Origin of the sequence: Castellaniella sp., assembly GCF_034675845.1 — a bacterium.
In the GTDB taxonomy this organism is placed as follows: Bacteria; Pseudomonadota; Gammaproteobacteria; order Burkholderiales; family Burkholderiaceae_B; genus Castellaniella.
In genome coordinates, this window is sequence record NZ_JAUCCU010000002.1 from 284,577 (window position 1) to 300,348 (window position 15,772).

The window sequence follows — 15,772 nt, forward strand, 5'->3', positions numbered from 1 at the left end:
CCTTAGTTGCGGAGCTTTCTGGCGGCCGACGAGGAGGCTTCTGCTGCGTCTCGGGCCTGGCTGCTGGTATCGATTTCTAGGTTCTTGTTGTCCAGCGGCACGGACTCGATGTTGGGTTTGGCGTCGGCATCGAAGGTCAGGCTCTGGGCATTGGTGATGCGTTGCCTGCCTAACTGGAGTTTCAGGGCCAGGTGGGCAGGCTGCGCGGTATAGGTAGTGCTGATCATACCGCTGCTGTCCATGTTCAGTGGGATACGGAATAATTTTGCCGCATCGTCGGGTGAAAAATGGTAGTAGCCTACGATCAGGCCGACAAAGCGTGCGTCCTGCACCCGGTCCAGAGTCAATATGGTGTGCTTGTCGGGGCTGACGACATAACGGTCAAGTTGCAGTATGTCTTTATCGGCATTGCCGCTGGCCAGGACCTGTTTTAATTTATCGGTATCTTTCAGGGCGCTGGTGAAGGTTTTGTCATCGGCGACCTGAAAAACCCCCAGGACCACGGTGTGTGGGCGGTTGAAGTAATCGTTCAGATTGGCGTCGCTGTCCAGCTCGATCTGGATGGCGCCACGGGCATAGTCCCAGGCGACTTCGGCTTTGGCTTCTTTGGAGGTGTTTCCGCCCAGGGCCGAGTTCACGCTGGAGCACCCGCCTGCCAGGGATGCCAGGCAGATCAGCACGAACAGCGATAATAGGCGTGTGGGGGGCATGCGAAACCTTGTGCTGGGGTGAACAAAAAAATACACTGCCCCTGGATGGATTAACCCTTTTCCAGAAGGCTGGATTATAGCCCATGTCGATCTTTCAACCTTGTCGTGGTGGTGCTGGTATATACGGTAAATCATGCTTTGGCGCGCTATTCCTGATGTCGTTTCTCATGATCGGAGGCACGCGTCTGGCTCAGGCTGGCCAACAGGTTCCTGTGCTGTCCATTACTTACGATACGGTGGCTAAAACCACCGATGAAAAGACCTGTTGGGATGTGATCGTCAGCGATCGCCAACTGGCCCAGCGCCAATATGAACAGCAGCCCTGGGTGGTCAAATACTGGAAGCCTATTTTGGGGGCTGTCCTGGGTGGTGCGGTGGCGTATCAATTTACCGGAAACTATGGACCTACCCACCAAAAATGGACATACCCCACGGTGGCGGGGGGGATGGCGGTGGGCGCTTTGGCGGGGCCGGGTGCCGTGCTGGGGGGGTACGGCCTGGGGACACTGGCATATGCCTATATTCCAGGCAAGCTGCCGGTGGTGGCGGCGGTCAGTTTATTAGGGGCGATATTGGGCGATAAAGCCTTTGATTTTTTGTTTCCCGATAAGCCTTCGAAAGACCTGCTGGCCCCCGTGCAACCCGGCCAATATCTGGCCGAGCAGCAGTTCTATATCGAGACCAGCTGCTTATCCAGACCCAAGACACAATATACCGAGAGCGCCTACCAGGTAGTCTACGAATTCCAGGGTCAACGCCATACGGTCAGCGTGCCTAGATTCCCAGGCGACACCATAGAGTTGGACGCCAATGGCAAGCCTGTCATGCTGCGACCGACGCCGACCCAGCAGATCAGGGTCAAGGAGATCCCACAATAGGGGCCCAATCGCCTGGCGGAGGTGGGGCGCTGTCGGGTATGCGCAGGGTTTCATTGACGCGGGCACCTTCCCATTGGGCAGAGGCGTCGCTGATATCGTCCAGGCCACAGACATCAAACTGGGTATGGCGCAAGCTGGCTCCGTCCAGCACTGCGGACGACAGGTCGCACAGCTTCAGGCGGGCTTCGTCCCACACGCTGCCGCTGGCGTCGATGTCTTCCATTTGGCAGGTGGAAAACTGGCTGTGCTGGCAGCGGGTTTTATGCATGACGGCATAGGAAAAATCACAGACTTCAAAGCGGGCGTGAGAAAGATCTGCCCCGCTGAGATCCGCCAGGGCCAGATGGACGCGTTCGGCTCGTACGCCTTTGAAACTGGCACCGTTCAGTTTGGCCTGAGTAAATTGCGTGTCGATCAGGGTGCAGTCGGAAAAATCCGCGTTTTCCAGTTGGGCGTCGATGAACAGGGTTTGGTCCAGAGTGCAGTCCGGAAAGCGTTGGCCGGTGAGTTTGGCCTGCATGAACAGGGCCTGGTTCATGTGGTTGTTCTCAAAGATGACCTGGCTGAGATCAGAGGATTCAACTGATAGATTTTTCAGGCAGGCGCCCGTCAGATTGGTGGCTTCCAGAAAGCAGTGGTCCAGTTGGGCCAGAGACAGGTCGGTCTGGATCATTTGGGCCTGAGTCAGGGTGCAGCGATCCAGTCGGCAGCCGGAAAAATCGGCTTCGGTAGCCTCGATGCGGTTCAGGCTGACCTGGGTAAATTGTGCGGTGGACACATTGGCGTTCTGTAGCTGGGCATCGTCCAGAATGCAGCGCGTGATGGTGGCGCCCAGCCACTGGCTGCCACCCAGCAGGGCCTGGCTGAAGTCGCATTCTTCAAAGATGGCCTGGCAAAAATTGACCCGGCGCAGATCGGCCTGCTGAAAAATCACCCCATGGAACGTGATGCCGGAAAAATCCGTGTCGGCCAGTTTGGCCTTGGCCAGATTGGCGTCTTTCAGGGTGTTGTCGATGATGGTGGGCGCGGTCATGGGGAGTTTTTACCAGACGGTTGCTGCATATCACCCTGTTCGATGATGTGCAGCAGGGATTCAATTTCAGTGAAGAAACCGCTCAGGTTGCCAGCCCGCTGGGCAATGAGCTGGGCAAATTGCTGTGTGTGGGGGTTGGCCATCAGCACCTGCATGACGTGATCGTCATCCAGGCCGTGTTGCGCCAAGGCCGCCTGGAATCGCAATTTTTGTTGGCGGATGTCTTCGTGCAGGGGGTGCTCGGTGGGCAGCTTGTCCGGGATGCCCGGCATGACGCTGGAGATATCGCCCGCGTGGTGGGCGGCCATGGCTTGCACGCAGGACTGCAGATAGTGTTCTGTGGGGTGCGCCGGGGCATCCGCAGGTTCCAGGGCCACCAGCAGGGCGTTGATGTCGTGTCCCTCGGTGCTGCGGGTGGGGGCCAGGGCACGGTAAATGACCAGGCCCTGCGTCAGGCTGGGCAGCAGCCATAGGGTTTCGATCTTGGCTTGCAGTTCGGCGAAGCGGTGGCTGCCGTCGGGCTGGGTCTGGTGGACGAAAAACCGCGGCTGGGCTGACGGCACGACCCCATGCAAATGGGGGTGCTGCGGGTGCATGGACTGCAGGTGGATGGTTTCGCCACCGGCCCAGTAGGGTGTGGCGGGAGATGGCGGGTCTGTTTGCGGAATGAAAAAGGGGCCTGCCGCAGTGTCTGCTTGCGTCAGCTGGACCGACAGGCAGGCGCCGGGCGCCTGGACGGTGATCTGCGCCGCCTGTCGCGGGGGGGCCTGCCAGCCGCCCGCGATGTGCAATTCGCCTTGCAGCTTGGGCCAGCCGGGCATCCAGATCCTCGCCCAGCAAGCGGGTGAACTGGGTCCACGGAATATCGGGATTGGGAGCCGTGGGGGCGTCGGGATCGGGGCTTAGGGCAAAGGGTGCAATCAGGCCCAGGGCCAAGGCCTGCTGCTGGTTGTCCAGGCACAGGCTGCGCCGCGTCAGCCGCGTATCGGGCGGCAGAATGCAGGCGAAACGGGGCATATCCAGCGCCATTGTCACCTACCCCCCAGGCGTTTGGCCCGGCGGGCGGCAGCCGTCACCCGGGAGTGGGCCGCGATCACGGACTTGTCCAGCTTGGCAACGGATTCTTCCATCAGCCGGGCTTTGAGTTCGGCGGCTTGCAATCGCGTTTCAAGCGCCGCGTTACTGGCGTCGGCGGCAAGCAGCCCCGCCTGAATCGCGGCCAGATCCGTCGAGGTGGGCAATGGGCCACCCGGTGCCAGAATCGTGATGGCTCCGCCAATGCTGATACCGGTGCTGTCGATGGTCAGATTGGTTGTTGCCCCAAAGGCCAGTTTGACGCTTGCTCCGTTGCAGGTCAGCGCATTGCCGCCGTGTCCGATATTGGCATGCGTGTCGTCCAGCACCATCACCCCTTTGCCAGCCTCTGCCTGAATGGTCTTGTTGGTTCTGACCCGTAATGCGGTGTTTTGGGCGGCGCGGATGGTGGTGCCTTCGTCGTTGATTTGCAGTCTGTTGTAACTGACAGAGATGCCGTTCCCGCTGACAACCTGGAGAGCATGAAGGGGGCTGTAGCTCCAAATGCTGCCTTTTGCCTTGTTGGTGATTTGCTGTCCCCACGTCTGGATCAAGCCGCTGTTATCGAGGTCCAGTCTGGATCCATTGGTGGTGAAAGCATCTGGTTTCGTGGTGAAGCGGGTAATGCTGGCGTCATCGGTGACCTGTTCGTATTGCAGGTCGGCGGTGGCTGTGGACAGGGTGATTCCTGTGGTGTTCAGGCTGATGCCTGCGGAGCCGGTTGCACCGGTGGGCGCGCGCACCCCGAGAAAGGCCGCCGCGACTTTGTTCAACGACAGCACGGCCGCCGGTTTGTTGTTGTATTGACCGTCTTCTAGTTTGTCGAGGGCAATTTTTAGAATGGTGCTGATGGCGACCAGGGGGTAGAGCCCCAGTGAGATAGCGGAAAAAATGTATGTGGGCAGGCGGTCTTCGAGCTCCAGGCTGCTGGTGCTCTTTCTGGACTCAGCCATTTCGTTCTTGGCGGCTTGGATGGCGGCTGCCTGTTTTTCCAGCTCGGCTTCTTGTTTTGGATCTTTAGGCGATCCGGATTTTACGGCGGCGTCGTAGTCCTCTTTTTCCTTATCGTATTTTTTCTGAGCTTCGTCGATTTTTGCTTTGTTTTCTGTTTCATTTTTTTCGTTTTCCTTGTCGACTTTATCGTTTTCTTCGTTGGTTTGCAGGGCGGCTTTGGCGATGATCGTGGCGGCAGCCCCCAGCAGGAGGGCCGCTTGTGCGCCGATCAAGACCTTGATGGCGGTTTTGATGGCGGTTGTTTTGGCATAGCTGACGACGTCCCCCCCTGTGGAGATCGACTGGTTGTCATCGCTGTGCGAAGCAACGCCCGCGCTTTCTGCGATGGTGTAGCTTTTCTTGAATTCGTGTCCAGTCGATAGCCCGGCTTCAAAGGTAGCCCCAATGGACACCCCGGTTTTCATGGCGGCCGAGAATTCGTTAACGACGCCCAGGGTAATTTCGTTTTTTACCCCATAGGACATGGAGAAATCGGTACCGGCGGCGATGGTGGCTTTGCCTTCACCGTACCAGCCGAATTTTTTACCCTTGGTGTGTTCGACGATGCCGGTGTTTTCTGCGGATTCTGCCATGGGAGGGCCTTTATGGGTTAATTGCAGTTGACCTTGACCTGGCTGGGCTGCAGCAGGGCGCCAAAGCAGTTGCCTTTATTGGATTTGGCGCTGTCGCCTTGGCGGATCACGGGCTTGCCTTCGAATTTGACCTTGAAGCTGGCGGTGATGAATTCGCATTCGCCCATGAAGGTGCCGGAGACCACACCGCCCAGCGTGCCAGGGGTGTCGCCGTTGCTTAAGGGGATTTTGGAGGATTTGGTGACGGCAGGAACACCATCCACCAGCACTTTGGTGGTCGGGGGCGTCGCCATAGCCGTCATGGCCATATTGGGGTAGGGCACAGGAATGGGGGGGGCCGGAGGGGCCGGGGTCTTGCAGACATCCGGCATGCAGTTGACTTGTGCGGGCTTGAGGGTGGCAACAAAAGGCATGGCGGCTTCCTTAGCCCAGGTCGATTTTCTGGCCGTCGATTTTGACAAAGCCCGTGGCGCGGGCCGTGATGTGGCCCGCCTGAAGCTGGTGGTGATCCTGGACGACGGTACTGCTGCGGCCCGCCCGGGTTTCGTCCAGCCCCTGGACTGAGCGGAAGCTTTCAATCGAGCGTGAAATCAGCCGGCCCAGGGTAGCAGACAGGGTTTTGGCACCATACTGGATGGACACTGCGTGGGCTTGCAGGGTGTCGAACCAGCCTTGCCAGTGGGTAATGCGGGTCTGGGCGCTGACGGCTGTGATGTCCAGCTGCCCGCTGCGCAAGGACAGGGTGTCTTGACTGCCCAGGGACAGGTTTTTAGCGTGTAGCTGTAGTCCTGCGGCATCGGCCTGCAGTTGGGTGCCGCCTGGCAACACCAACCGGGCCTGTTGGGGATCAGTTCGTTGCAGGATAGCCAGCACATAGGCCGGTTGGCCTGCGTGGGCGGGGCTTAACAGGACCAGGTCGGCAACTTGGGGGGTAATCAGGCAGCTGAAAGCCTGCTGCGCCCCGGGGCAGCTTGGCGTGTCCGTCAGGAAGGTATCCCCCACGATGCCAATGATGCGAGCCTGCAGCAAGGAGGTATCCGCTGCTGCCGGGAGAGACTGAATCAGAGGGGTGGTGGAGTGCATGGCGGTATCCTACTGAGGCGGTGTCCATTCTTCGGCTTGTGCGCGAGCCGGGTTGGTGCGGGTCGTGTCGTTGAAGCGAGTGCCATCCCACAGCGTCCCATCTTCCTGGGCTTTGTGCAGATTGCAGAGATTAAGTTCTGCATTGCGAAAGCTGGCGTGATCCAGACAGACCTGGGATAGGTCGCAAAGTTTCAGGGTCGCCTGATCCCAGATGCTGGCCTTGGCCTGTATGTGGGCCATGGTGCAGATGGAAAACTGGCTGTTCAGACAGCGGGCGTTGTTCAATGTGACCAGGGAAAGATCACAAAGTTCAAATTGTGCGCCAGATAGGTCTGCCCCGGTCAAGTCGGCCATGGCCAGGCTGGCATTGGTGATTCGGGCATTTTTGAAGCTGGCACCGGTCAGATTGGCTTGGGAAAACTGGGTGTTGTCCAGGACGCAATCCGAAAAATCGGCCCCAGGCAACTGGGCTTCGATGAATAGAGTGAGTTCCAGGTCGCAGCCTGGGAAGCGCTGTCCAGCCAGATTGGCTTTCATGAGCATGGCACTGCCCATGGGATTGTCGCAAAACCGAGCCTGGCTCAGGTCGGTTTCCAGGGCCATGAAGCGTGCCAAGTTGGTGCCGGTCAGGTCGGTGCCAGCCAGCTGGCAGGATTTCAATCGGGCCAGGGACAGATCGGCCTGGGTGAGCGTGGCCTGATTGAGCGTGCATTGATCCAGCAGACAGGCGGATAGATTGGCCTGGTGCAGGGATGCCTGGGTCAGGCTGACGGTGTGGAGGGTGGCCGTGCTCAGGTTGGCCTCGGTCAGGTTGCTGCGATCCAGCAGGCAGCCTGTCAGGGTCGCTCCGATGAAGTTGCTGTTGTTCAGTTGGGCGTCGCTGAAGTCGCACCCCTGGAGGTCGGCTTGGGAAAAATTGGCCCCGGATAAATCCGCCTGACAAAAGCGCACCCGGCGAAACTGGATGCCGGAAAAGTCCGTGCCGGACAGGTTTTCCTGGCTAAGGTCAGCATCTTCCAGGACGCCGTTGACGATGTTTGCAGAGAGTGGCATGGCAGGCAGAGGATAAAAGTTACAGACGCACGGGCAAAATGGTGGCATCGGTGTTGCAGCCCGCCACTGTGACCGTATCCAGGACGGTGTCGATGAAGCTGGCTGCATACAGATTGCTGTCTAAAATCTGGCAGTGGCTGAGGTCGGTGTGGTTGAACGAGGCTTCCATCAGGTTGCTGCGCCGAAAGACGGCGTGGCGCAGGCTGGCACGATCCAGATTGGCCTTGCGTAAGTCGGCTTGGGTGACCTGGGCATTGTCCAGCCGCGCATCGGATAAGTCTGTGCCCTGGGCCTGGATTTCGTCCAGGCAGGCGCCATCCAGCATGGCCCCGGTCCAACTGGCGCCGTTCAGGATGGCCGCTTGTAGTTTGCTGCCTTGCCACTGGGTGCCGGGTGTACATTGGCTGTCGCTGAGATCACAGCGCCGCAGGCTGGCATGGCTGATGTCGGCCAAGGTAAAGTTGGCCTGGCGGCAACTGGCGCCGTCCAGTTGGATGCGAGCCAGCCGCGCGCCGGTGAAATTGGCCTGATCCAGGTGGGCTTGCGATAGGTTGCAGCCTTCCAGGTTGGCGTGGGAAAAGTCCGCCCCGTCAGCCTGTAGTTGGGGAGCCTGGATTTGTTGTAGCCAGGCTTTGGATAGCCCGGCACCCTGCAGGCTGACCCCGCTCAGGTCCGCCCCGGCGAAATTGGCCCCGTGGCAGTTACTGCCATCCAGGGTAGCGCCGTTTAGTTTGGCCCCCGCCAGGCTGGCCTGATCCAGGGTGCTTTGGTTTAACTGGCAGCCGGACAGATCGGCAGCGTCCAGGCGGGCCCCTTGTAGAATTGCTTGGCTGAAGTTTGCCCCTTGCAGCTTGGCCCCGGCCAAATTGGCCCCGGATAGGACGGAGGCGGAAAAATTGGCCCCGGCCAAGTCCAGGCCTGCCAGGTTGGCCTGGCTCAGGTCCAGTCCGCTGCAGGGGCGACCCTGGGCGTAAAGGGCCAGCACCTGTTGGCGGCGCTGGGTGGCCAGCGTGGGGTCTTGCAAGGTGGGGGCGGCCGGTGCCGGGGGAAATTCCGGGGCATATTGGGCCGTGATCAAAGCGGGGGGCATGACCGAGGCCAGTGACAGGGCGGGCGGTTTGAACTGCTGTGCCAGGTGCTGCAGCTGTTCTGCTTCAGCGTCGTCAAAGGCTTTCAGCAGCCCTTCGATTTCGGCGAAAAACCCGCTGATGCTGCCGTTGCGCTGCTGGATGGCCTGGGCAAACTGGCGCGTTTGCGGGTGGGCCAGCATTTGCGCGATCATGGCCTGGTCATCGACGCCTTCGGCCTGCAGAATGGCCTGGAAGCTTTCTTTTTGTTGCAGGACTTTTGCCAGCAACTGCTGGCTGGAGAGCTGTTCGGCTTCGGTCTGCAGCTTTTTGGTTTCGGGGGGCAGGGCGACCTGCCCGGACATTTTCTGTATGCAGAGCTGGACGTAGTGATCAATCGTCAGGGGTGGGGCATCGGGGGCTTCGTATTCGGCCAGCAAGGCGTTGATGTCGCGGCCATCCGGGGTGTGGGTCGGGCACAGAGCGCGGTAAATGACCAGCCCCAGTTGGGCTTCGGGCAAGAGCCACAGGGTGTCCAGGTGCGCGTCCAGTTCTTTGAAGCTGGGGTTGCCGTCCGGCTGGGTCTGGTGGGTAAAGCAGCGTATCCGGTCTTGGGGCACGCGCCCGACCAGATCCGGGTGCTGGGGGTGCATGTTGCGAATGAGGATAGTATCGCCACCTGCCCAAAAGCCGTCCAGCCATTGATCTTTTGGGGCTTGCTGGAAAAACAGCGGGTCGGTGTCGGTGGCGTGATGCGGCCAGCGGGCCTTTAGCCAGGCGTGATCGTGTGCCCCGGCGTAGGCTTGGCGGGCGGGGTGCTCTGGTGCCAGGGGCGCAAAGCCGCTGACCTGGGTATCGTTCTGGCTGATTGCCAGACGTTTGTCGATGGGGCCTGCTGTGATGTGGGCGGAGATCGGCCACTGGTCGTGGCCTGCCGGGGGGTAACAGGTGCCTGCGGCCAGGAGTTCGCCGCGCAGCTTGGGCCAGGCTTCGTCCAGCGTGGCGGTTTTACCCAGGGCTTGGCCCACGGCGTCCCATAGGCTGCCCGACCAGATGGGGGCAGGGCTGTCCTGGGGATGCAGGGCAAAAGGGACAACCACCCCCAGGGACATCGCCTGCTGGTCGTTGCTCAGGCGCAGGCTACGCTGGATGAGTTCAGCTCCAGGGGGCAGGAAAGCACGAAAGGATGGAAGAATTGGGGTCATCAGGTGGGTGTGGCGGCTTCAGTGGCGGATTCGACCATGGCGCGGGTTTCCAGCAGGGCTTCGTTCATGGTTTGCATGGCGTCGTTCAGGGCCTGAAGCTTGGTGGCTTGAAGCTTGACTTCGGCCTGATCCTGGGTTTGTGCAGTCGTGAGATTCAACAGATTTGTTTTCAAGGTGGTCAGTGTGGAGCTGACCCCTGTTGGGGCGGTGGGGCTGATGATGTCAATGCCATCGCCCAGATGAACGCCGGCGGCGTCCATTTTGATGGTGTTGCCGCCGAAGGTGATTTCAATTTGGTCGCCTTGGATATCGATGGTGTTGCCACCCTGGCCCACGCTGGCACTGTTGGACGTCAAAGATAAAAAGCTGTTGTTTTTTTGGGCGGAGATGCCATTGTCTGTGTCGACTGTTAGAAGCGTGTTCTGGTCTGCGCGAATGGATGTTCCTTGGGCACCGAGTTTCAACCAGTTGTCTGGGGTGGGGGCGCCTCCGACGCCGGTGACCTGTAGCTGGTGGGCTACGGCATACAGACAATTGGCACCGCCCAGGTAGGTGTATTGGTCACTGCCCCAGGTTTCGATCGGACCAGAGGCGTTCAATCGGATGCGGGCGCCCGATGTGGTGTAGGCATCCGGGGTTTGATCGAAGTTTGTTTGGGTATCCGCGCCGGGGACCTTGGCGTATTGGAGGTTCTGGTCAGAGGCTGTCAGGCTGAGGCCGGCGTTGTTCATGGCCAGGCCCATGGCCCCGATCCCCGTGGGCGGACGGATGCCCAGGAAGGCCGCAGGCAGTTTATCCAGCGACAGCACGGCGGTCGGCGCATTGCCATACTGGATTTTCTTGAATTTTTGGTACAGGATGTGGGTGATGACGCCCAAGACGGTGATGGCGTTCAAACAGAGGGTGATGGCTGAAAATACATAGCCCGGAATATTGCCCTGCATGGTCTGGCTGTAAGTCAGTTCGTGCGCGGCGACGTTCTGATCAGCTTCGTCGACGGCTTCTTTGGCGTCAGCGGCGGCCTTCAAGGCCGCTTTCATGTTGGTTTCGGCTTGTTCCTTTTCTTCTGGTGTGCTGGCGTTTTCCAGCTCTTTTTTGGCGGCCGCCAACTGTGCGTTGGCGTCGTCTGCCTTTGCATTGGCGTCGTCTTGTTGTTTTTGGCGTTCTTCCTGGTCTTTGGTGGCCTGGTAGATCGTGGCGGCAGCGCCTGTGGCCAGAATGCCCGCCTGGGCAAGAATCAGCACCAAAGCCGCGATGCGCACGGTTTTGGTCATGGTGTTGTGGGCAATGTCGCCCCCCACCGTCAGGACCTGTTTATCCAGGGTATGGACGGATTTCCCCTTGGATTCGGTCATTTCGTGTTCGTGCTTGAAGCCGAACTCAGTGGAAAGCCCGGCTGCCAGCGTGGCCCCAATACTGATTTCCGATTTGACGGCGGCGGTAAAGCCGTTGGAAACCCCCAAGGTGATGTCATTTTTGACGCCGTAGGTCATGACAAAATCGGCGTTGGCGACGATTTTTGATTCACCCGTGCCGTACCAGGTGAATTTCTGGCCGTTCGTGTGTTCTACGATGCCGGTTTCAGTGTCTGATTCGTCTGCCATAAGATGTCCTGAGGTGATTTCTGGCGGGATTTACAGGGATGACAGGATCGAGACAGGGTCACTGGCAGGCGATGGGGCCTGGTCTTTGGAACCTGCCTGGGGCAGGGTGCCGATATAGAACATGGAGCTTTTGACCGGCGAATACACGCCGACGAATTCCCGCCCAGGTTGGTCGGACATGTTCATGAAGTTGCCACCCACGGTGCGTACGGCATTGCTGGTGTAGTTGACGTTGCGTACGATGCTTTGGTGCTCGGAATTAGGCACTGCCCCCAGGATGACGGGCTGGTCGGGATCGCCCTGGTTGAACGCCAGCAGGACTTCGGTGCCGCGCAGCAAGGGGAAGTGCATGCCCTCGAATTTGCCCGCGTATGGGGTGGCCATGCGCAGCCATGACGAGCCTTTGTTCAGGGGTTTCTCTGAGTAGTCGTAGGGTAGCTGGACCTTATATTGGCCGTATTCGTTGATTTCGGCGAGCTTGCCGTTGCCCTCGGCATCGACCACTGCGCTGATGACCCCGTGGATGCTGGGACGCGGCGTGATGCGTGGGGCGCGGTACTGCAGGTCTGCCGGGATAGCCTGGAACTGGCAGTGGTAGGTGGAACCCTGTTCTTCGCGGTTATAGGGGGTGTTCTGGCCGGCCAGCACGACCCCGGCCTGGGAGCCCCGGTGTTGCACCTGGGTGACCAGGTAGCGGGCATTGAAGCTGTCGCGGAAGTGGTGGGTGACGTCCAGGAAGTAGCCGCTGCGCACGCCCACGGCGGGGGCCTCGCCCTGATATACCGTGCCTTGGGCATTGATGCCTTCGGCGCAGACAGTGGCCAGGCGCTGGGCATCGTCTTCTGTGCGCAGGTTTTGGCCGTACAACATATAGCAGCCCTGCGTGCCTTGTGTGATGTCGGTTTTGTGGCGGATGGAGTCGCCCAGGCTGGCTTTGCGGTAATTGAAGTCCTGCACCAGGGCAGTACCCGGCAGTTGGGTCTTGCTGCAGGTAAAGGCCGTGACGCAGCTGTCCTGGCGGTCGGTCTGGACATTTTCCGGCGGGGTGTAGCGTAAGGAGAGGCCGTGGTCGGGCTGGGCCTGCAGATGATCCAGGATGGTCAGGACTTCGCCGGATGTGCCGCTGTCGTGGTCAAAGTAATAGTACAGGCCTTCTTGTTCCATCCAGCGCGACAAGAAGTTGAGATCGCTTTCCTGGTATTGGCAGGTAAAGCTGCGGGCGCGGTATGCGGATGGGTTTTTCAGCAACAGCCTGACATCCGGGCCGCGCAGATTATTGCGTTCGAGGACCTGGGTGATGATGTCGGGCAAGGCCTGTTCATTCAGATAGACCTCGTTCAGGCGGTTGAGGCCGGCCTTCCAGAGGCGAGGAACCAGGCAGACCTGGTAGAAATAGTATTGGTTCACATAACCAAGCTGCTGGATATTGGCCAGCATGCCGTGGTAAGGCACGGACTGCGACTGGTCTCTGGAGCGGATGGTCAGCGTGGCAGATGCCTGCAGGGCTGCGTCCAGATCGATGTCCGCCTGATCGCTGACCAGGATAAGCTGGAACTCGAAGGCCTGTGAAATGGCTTCGCGTCCTTCTAGTCGGATGACCTGGAATGATGCATCAAAAGGGGCAAGCTCAAAGGTGAAGAGCAATTCTTTGTCGGCGATAGCCATAGTAGTCTCTTTTTGTGCTGTCTCTAGGTCACTAGCTTACACCAGACTAGACCTAGATCAAGTCTCGGGTTTTGAAGGAAAACAACTCATAGTGTCAGGATCAGCGCCTGGTAACAGTGGCCGTCCCAGGCGGGTAACCAACTGTTTCGGCCCAAGGACCCCCAAGCCTTGACCCCCAAGTGCAGCGGGCCGACGACGTCAGGCGCCGGGCGCAGTTCCAGGCGGATATGCAGGGGGGTAACCAAGTAGTACCGCACCAGGAATTGCAGCTCGTTGTAGGCCGCGCCACCGGGCAGCAGGCGGGTGAACAGCGCTTCGTCGATATTGCTGATGCGCAGGGTCAGATTGCTGGTGCGGCAGCGGATTTCGCTGCCCAGGTGGGCATCGTCGCCCAGCGTGCAGTTTTGCTGGCCCAAGGACATTTGTTGCAAGCTGGGAATGGGTTGTTTGCGCAGATCTTGTTGGACGACTTCGACCTGGGTATCGGGGTATAGCGCAGCAATAATGGTCTGTAGCCCCATGGCGGATCTTGGGTATTGGCTGAACAGTCCGGCAAAGCGCAAGAGATGTGAAACCCCGGGGCGACTCAGGTAGTCCAGTGGGCGGCAGATGCCCACAAAGGTATGGAAGATTTCCAGCAGCCTATCGTCGCCGAATTCCTTGATGCGGATGTGGGCGCGGGATTTCAGCCAGGCGCGAAAAAACAGTGGATACAGCGTCTGGCCGATGATGTCCAGGAAATCGCGATTGCTGTGGCGGCCATCGTGGCGCTCGTCCAGCAGGTCTTCGGTGTAGAAGTTGGGCAGGGGGGAAGTTACCCCGTACAGCCCCAGAAAATTGGCCGTCAGGCGGTATTGGCCTGGGATGGGCTCGCGGATCTTGTTGAGATCTGTGCCTGGGAAATCCAGGCTTAGGTGGGGCCGTACCCGCACGTCGGGTTCGGGACTGGAAGCCGGACGCGGCAGCAAGCGCAGCAGCCGGTAGGCCTGCGAAAATGAAAAACGCTCGCCCTGGGAGAGCAGCCGGGTTTTTAGAGGACTGTCTTTAGCCCCATGCGCATCGGCCATGTGAATTGAGTCCCAGAGTTTTTGTCGTGGATTTCGAATCGGGTGTAAGAATTAATGCTGATGTAGCTGGACAGAAAACGATCCAGCACGCAGCCCCACAAATATAGCGTGCCGGCCCCTGGCCAATTTTTCTCGTCGCAGCTCAGGATAATGTGCTGGCCTTGCATCAGACTGCCGCGCACCAGACGGGATTCGGGGGTCACCGTCAGATCCTGCAGGCCTTCGATTTGGCGGTCGTTGGCGCTGCGTACGCTGTTGTCGTGCGAACAGGTGGAATTGTACAGGTGCAGAATCGCGCGCAGGTTGGTGATGCTGGAAAGCGATAGCAAGTTCAGGGTGGTGTGGCTGATCACATCCCACAGCAGTTTTTCGCCATGCGGGGGGTCGATGGCTGCCGTGATGGGGGTGATGTTATGAAAGGTGAAGCGTTCTGGCGAGGTGCTGGTCGGACGGGAAATATCACCCAGCTTCAGGCGTTCCGGCAGGGTGCGGTTGGTGCAGGTCAGATTGATGGACAGGGTTTCGTTGGCCGGGACATTGTCCTGCTCGTAGACCACCGACAGGTAGGTATCAATAGAGTTGCCCACGATGGCGGGCCGGATCGAGGTTCGGTAGCTGGCCTGAGCTGACTGGCGGGCATGCGACAGCAAAGAAAACGGGATGTAAGAGCGTGGCAGGGCACCGCCCTGAATATAGCCGCTGACTGAATCGATAGAGTAGATCTGGTGATGCTGGCGCTGTGTGCCGTGGGGCAGAATCAGGTATTCCGATAGCTCGTGGTCCAGTTTGATGGGTTCGGCTTCGGAGGAAAACAGATTGACCACCGGGGTGACATGCAAGGCAAAGCTGCGGGTACTGAGGTTGGGGACGCTGTGGCTGGTTTTGCGCAGGAAAATCTCGATGCGAAACCGGCTGCCCTGAAGCACGCCATTGCCTTTTTGCAGGTCGGAAAATTCGATGAACAGGAATTTTTGCGGCATGAACAGCAGTTCCTGCATCCAACTGAAGGCAGGGAAAGCATTGTCCGGATAGGGCAGTAGGGGCTCGTCAAAGCCAGGGGTGCCCAGCCGTGGCGACAATGAAACGGCCCTGCCGGCCTGATCGCGCAGGCGGATGCTTTGGACCTGGCTATTGAGCAGCATGAATAAACTGGCCGCGTCGACCGGGTCGCCAGCCAGAAACAGCCGTAGCTGTGACGGCAACGCAGGCGCGTCGGACTGGCTCGGTGCGTTGAATTGCAGCTGCAGGATGTAGTTGCCGTCGGATGTTTTTTCCGTAGCGGCGGATTCCAGCGTGATGGGCGAGACCTGCAGGCTGGCTGTGGTGCGAAAACGGCAGGAGATATCTTCCAGGGGAGTGGCGCCGATTTCAGTGCCTGCCTGGATCAAGGCAGCATCATTGAGCTGGGCCTTGGGGCTGAAGGCCACCATGGAGGTGGCCGGTAGGGGCCGCAGGAATTGAGGCACCAGAACGCTGGCGAGTTCCTGGACGATTTCAGGGAATTCGTCGTCCAGTTTCTGGCGGGTCAGGCCATTCAGAAAGGCCACGCCCTCGAGCAGGCGTTCGATATCGGGGTCGGTGGACACGGAACCCAGCATCGGTGCGACAGCCGGATTCGCCTGGGCGAACTCCAGTGAATGGGTGCGCAGGTGGGCAAGTTCGGTAGCATAAAACCGATTGAAGCTGGTGGCCATGGGTGTGATCAAAGACAGTTAACCCAAGGATGTTGCACGAAGCATGGGATAGG

The 15,772-nt window shown here is 59.2% G+C and carries 13 protein-coding genes; 1 reads left to right on the forward strand and 12 read right to left on the reverse strand.

The window, feature by feature from the left end:
• Positions 1-2 precede the first annotated feature (2 nt).
• Positions 3-710 carry a type VI secretion system lipoprotein TssJ gene (gene tssJ, locus VDP81_RS12955; protein ID WP_322997259.1) on the reverse strand — a complete coding sequence of 236 codons (708 nt, stop codon included), beginning with the start codon at positions 708-710 and terminating at the stop codon, positions 3-5.
• A gap of 83 nt (positions 711-793) precedes the next feature.
• Between tssJ and VDP81_RS12960 the strand changes: the two genes are divergently transcribed.
• Complete coding sequence (locus tag VDP81_RS12960) at positions 794-1,588, forward strand: hypothetical protein (RefSeq protein WP_323012554.1); 795 nt, start codon at positions 794-796, stop codon at positions 1,586-1,588.
• On the opposite strand, the gene VDP81_RS12965 is transcribed toward VDP81_RS12960, so the two are convergent.
• The 11 genes from VDP81_RS12965 to tssF all read right to left on the reverse strand — a co-directional run bounded on the left by VDP81_RS12965 (position 1,569) and on the right by tssF (position 15,719).
• Positions 1,569-2,621: a pentapeptide repeat-containing protein gene (locus tag VDP81_RS12965; RefSeq protein WP_322997261.1), complete on the reverse strand. Its 1,053-nt coding sequence runs from the start codon at positions 2,619-2,621 to the stop codon at positions 1,569-1,571. The genes VDP81_RS12960 and VDP81_RS12965 overlap by 20 nt on opposite strands.
• Entirely contained in the window at positions 2,618-3,442 is an 825-nt protein-coding gene (locus VDP81_RS12970; protein ID WP_323012555.1) for a DUF2169 domain-containing protein, read from the reverse strand. The genes VDP81_RS12965 and VDP81_RS12970 overlap by 4 nt, the downstream gene beginning before the upstream one ends.
• Before the next feature lie 210 nt (positions 3,443-3,652).
• Complete coding sequence (locus VDP81_RS12975; RefSeq protein ID WP_322997263.1) at positions 3,653-5,281, reverse strand: hypothetical protein; 1,629 nt, start codon at positions 5,279-5,281, stop codon at positions 3,653-3,655.
• Positions 5,282-5,298: 17 nt separating this feature from the next.
• Positions 5,299-5,694, reverse strand: coding sequence for a DUF4150 domain-containing protein (locus VDP81_RS12980; RefSeq protein ID WP_322997264.1), 396 nt, complete (start codon positions 5,692-5,694; stop codon positions 5,299-5,301).
• 10 nt (positions 5,695-5,704) lie between these two features.
• Positions 5,705-6,364 carry a DUF3540 domain-containing protein gene (locus VDP81_RS12985; RefSeq protein WP_323012556.1) on the reverse strand — a complete coding sequence of 220 codons (660 nt, stop codon included), beginning with the start codon at positions 6,362-6,364 and terminating at the stop codon, positions 5,705-5,707.
• Between the two features lie 9 nt (positions 6,365-6,373).
• Positions 6,374-7,417 (reverse strand): pentapeptide repeat-containing protein, encoded by a 1,044-nt coding sequence (locus VDP81_RS12990; protein ID WP_322997266.1) that lies wholly within the window; start codon positions 7,415-7,417, stop codon positions 6,374-6,376.
• A 19-nt stretch (positions 7,418-7,436) separates the two neighbouring features.
• Positions 7,437-9,689, reverse strand: coding sequence for a DUF2169 family type VI secretion system accessory protein (locus VDP81_RS12995; RefSeq protein ID WP_323012557.1), 2,253 nt, complete (start codon positions 9,687-9,689; stop codon positions 7,437-7,439).
• Entirely contained in the window at positions 9,689-11,293 is a 1,605-nt protein-coding gene (locus VDP81_RS13000) for a hypothetical protein (protein WP_323012558.1), read from the reverse strand. Before VDP81_RS13000 ends, VDP81_RS12995 begins: the two co-directional genes overlap by 1 nt.
• 30 nt (positions 11,294-11,323) lie before the next feature.
• Positions 11,324-12,958, reverse strand: coding sequence for a type VI secretion system Vgr family protein (locus tag VDP81_RS13005; RefSeq protein WP_323012559.1), 1,635 nt, complete (start codon positions 12,956-12,958; stop codon positions 11,324-11,326).
• An 86-nt stretch (positions 12,959-13,044) separates the two neighbouring features.
• Positions 13,045-14,025 (reverse strand): type VI secretion system baseplate subunit TssG, encoded by a 981-nt coding sequence (gene tssG, locus VDP81_RS13010; protein ID WP_322997270.1) that lies wholly within the window; start codon positions 14,023-14,025, stop codon positions 13,045-13,047.
• Positions 13,989-15,719: a type VI secretion system baseplate subunit TssF gene (tssF, locus tag VDP81_RS13015; RefSeq protein ID WP_323012560.1), complete on the reverse strand. Its 1,731-nt coding sequence runs from the start codon at positions 15,717-15,719 to the stop codon at positions 13,989-13,991. The genes tssG and tssF overlap by 37 nt, the downstream gene beginning before the upstream one ends.
• Positions 15,720-15,772: the final 53 nt, after the last annotated feature.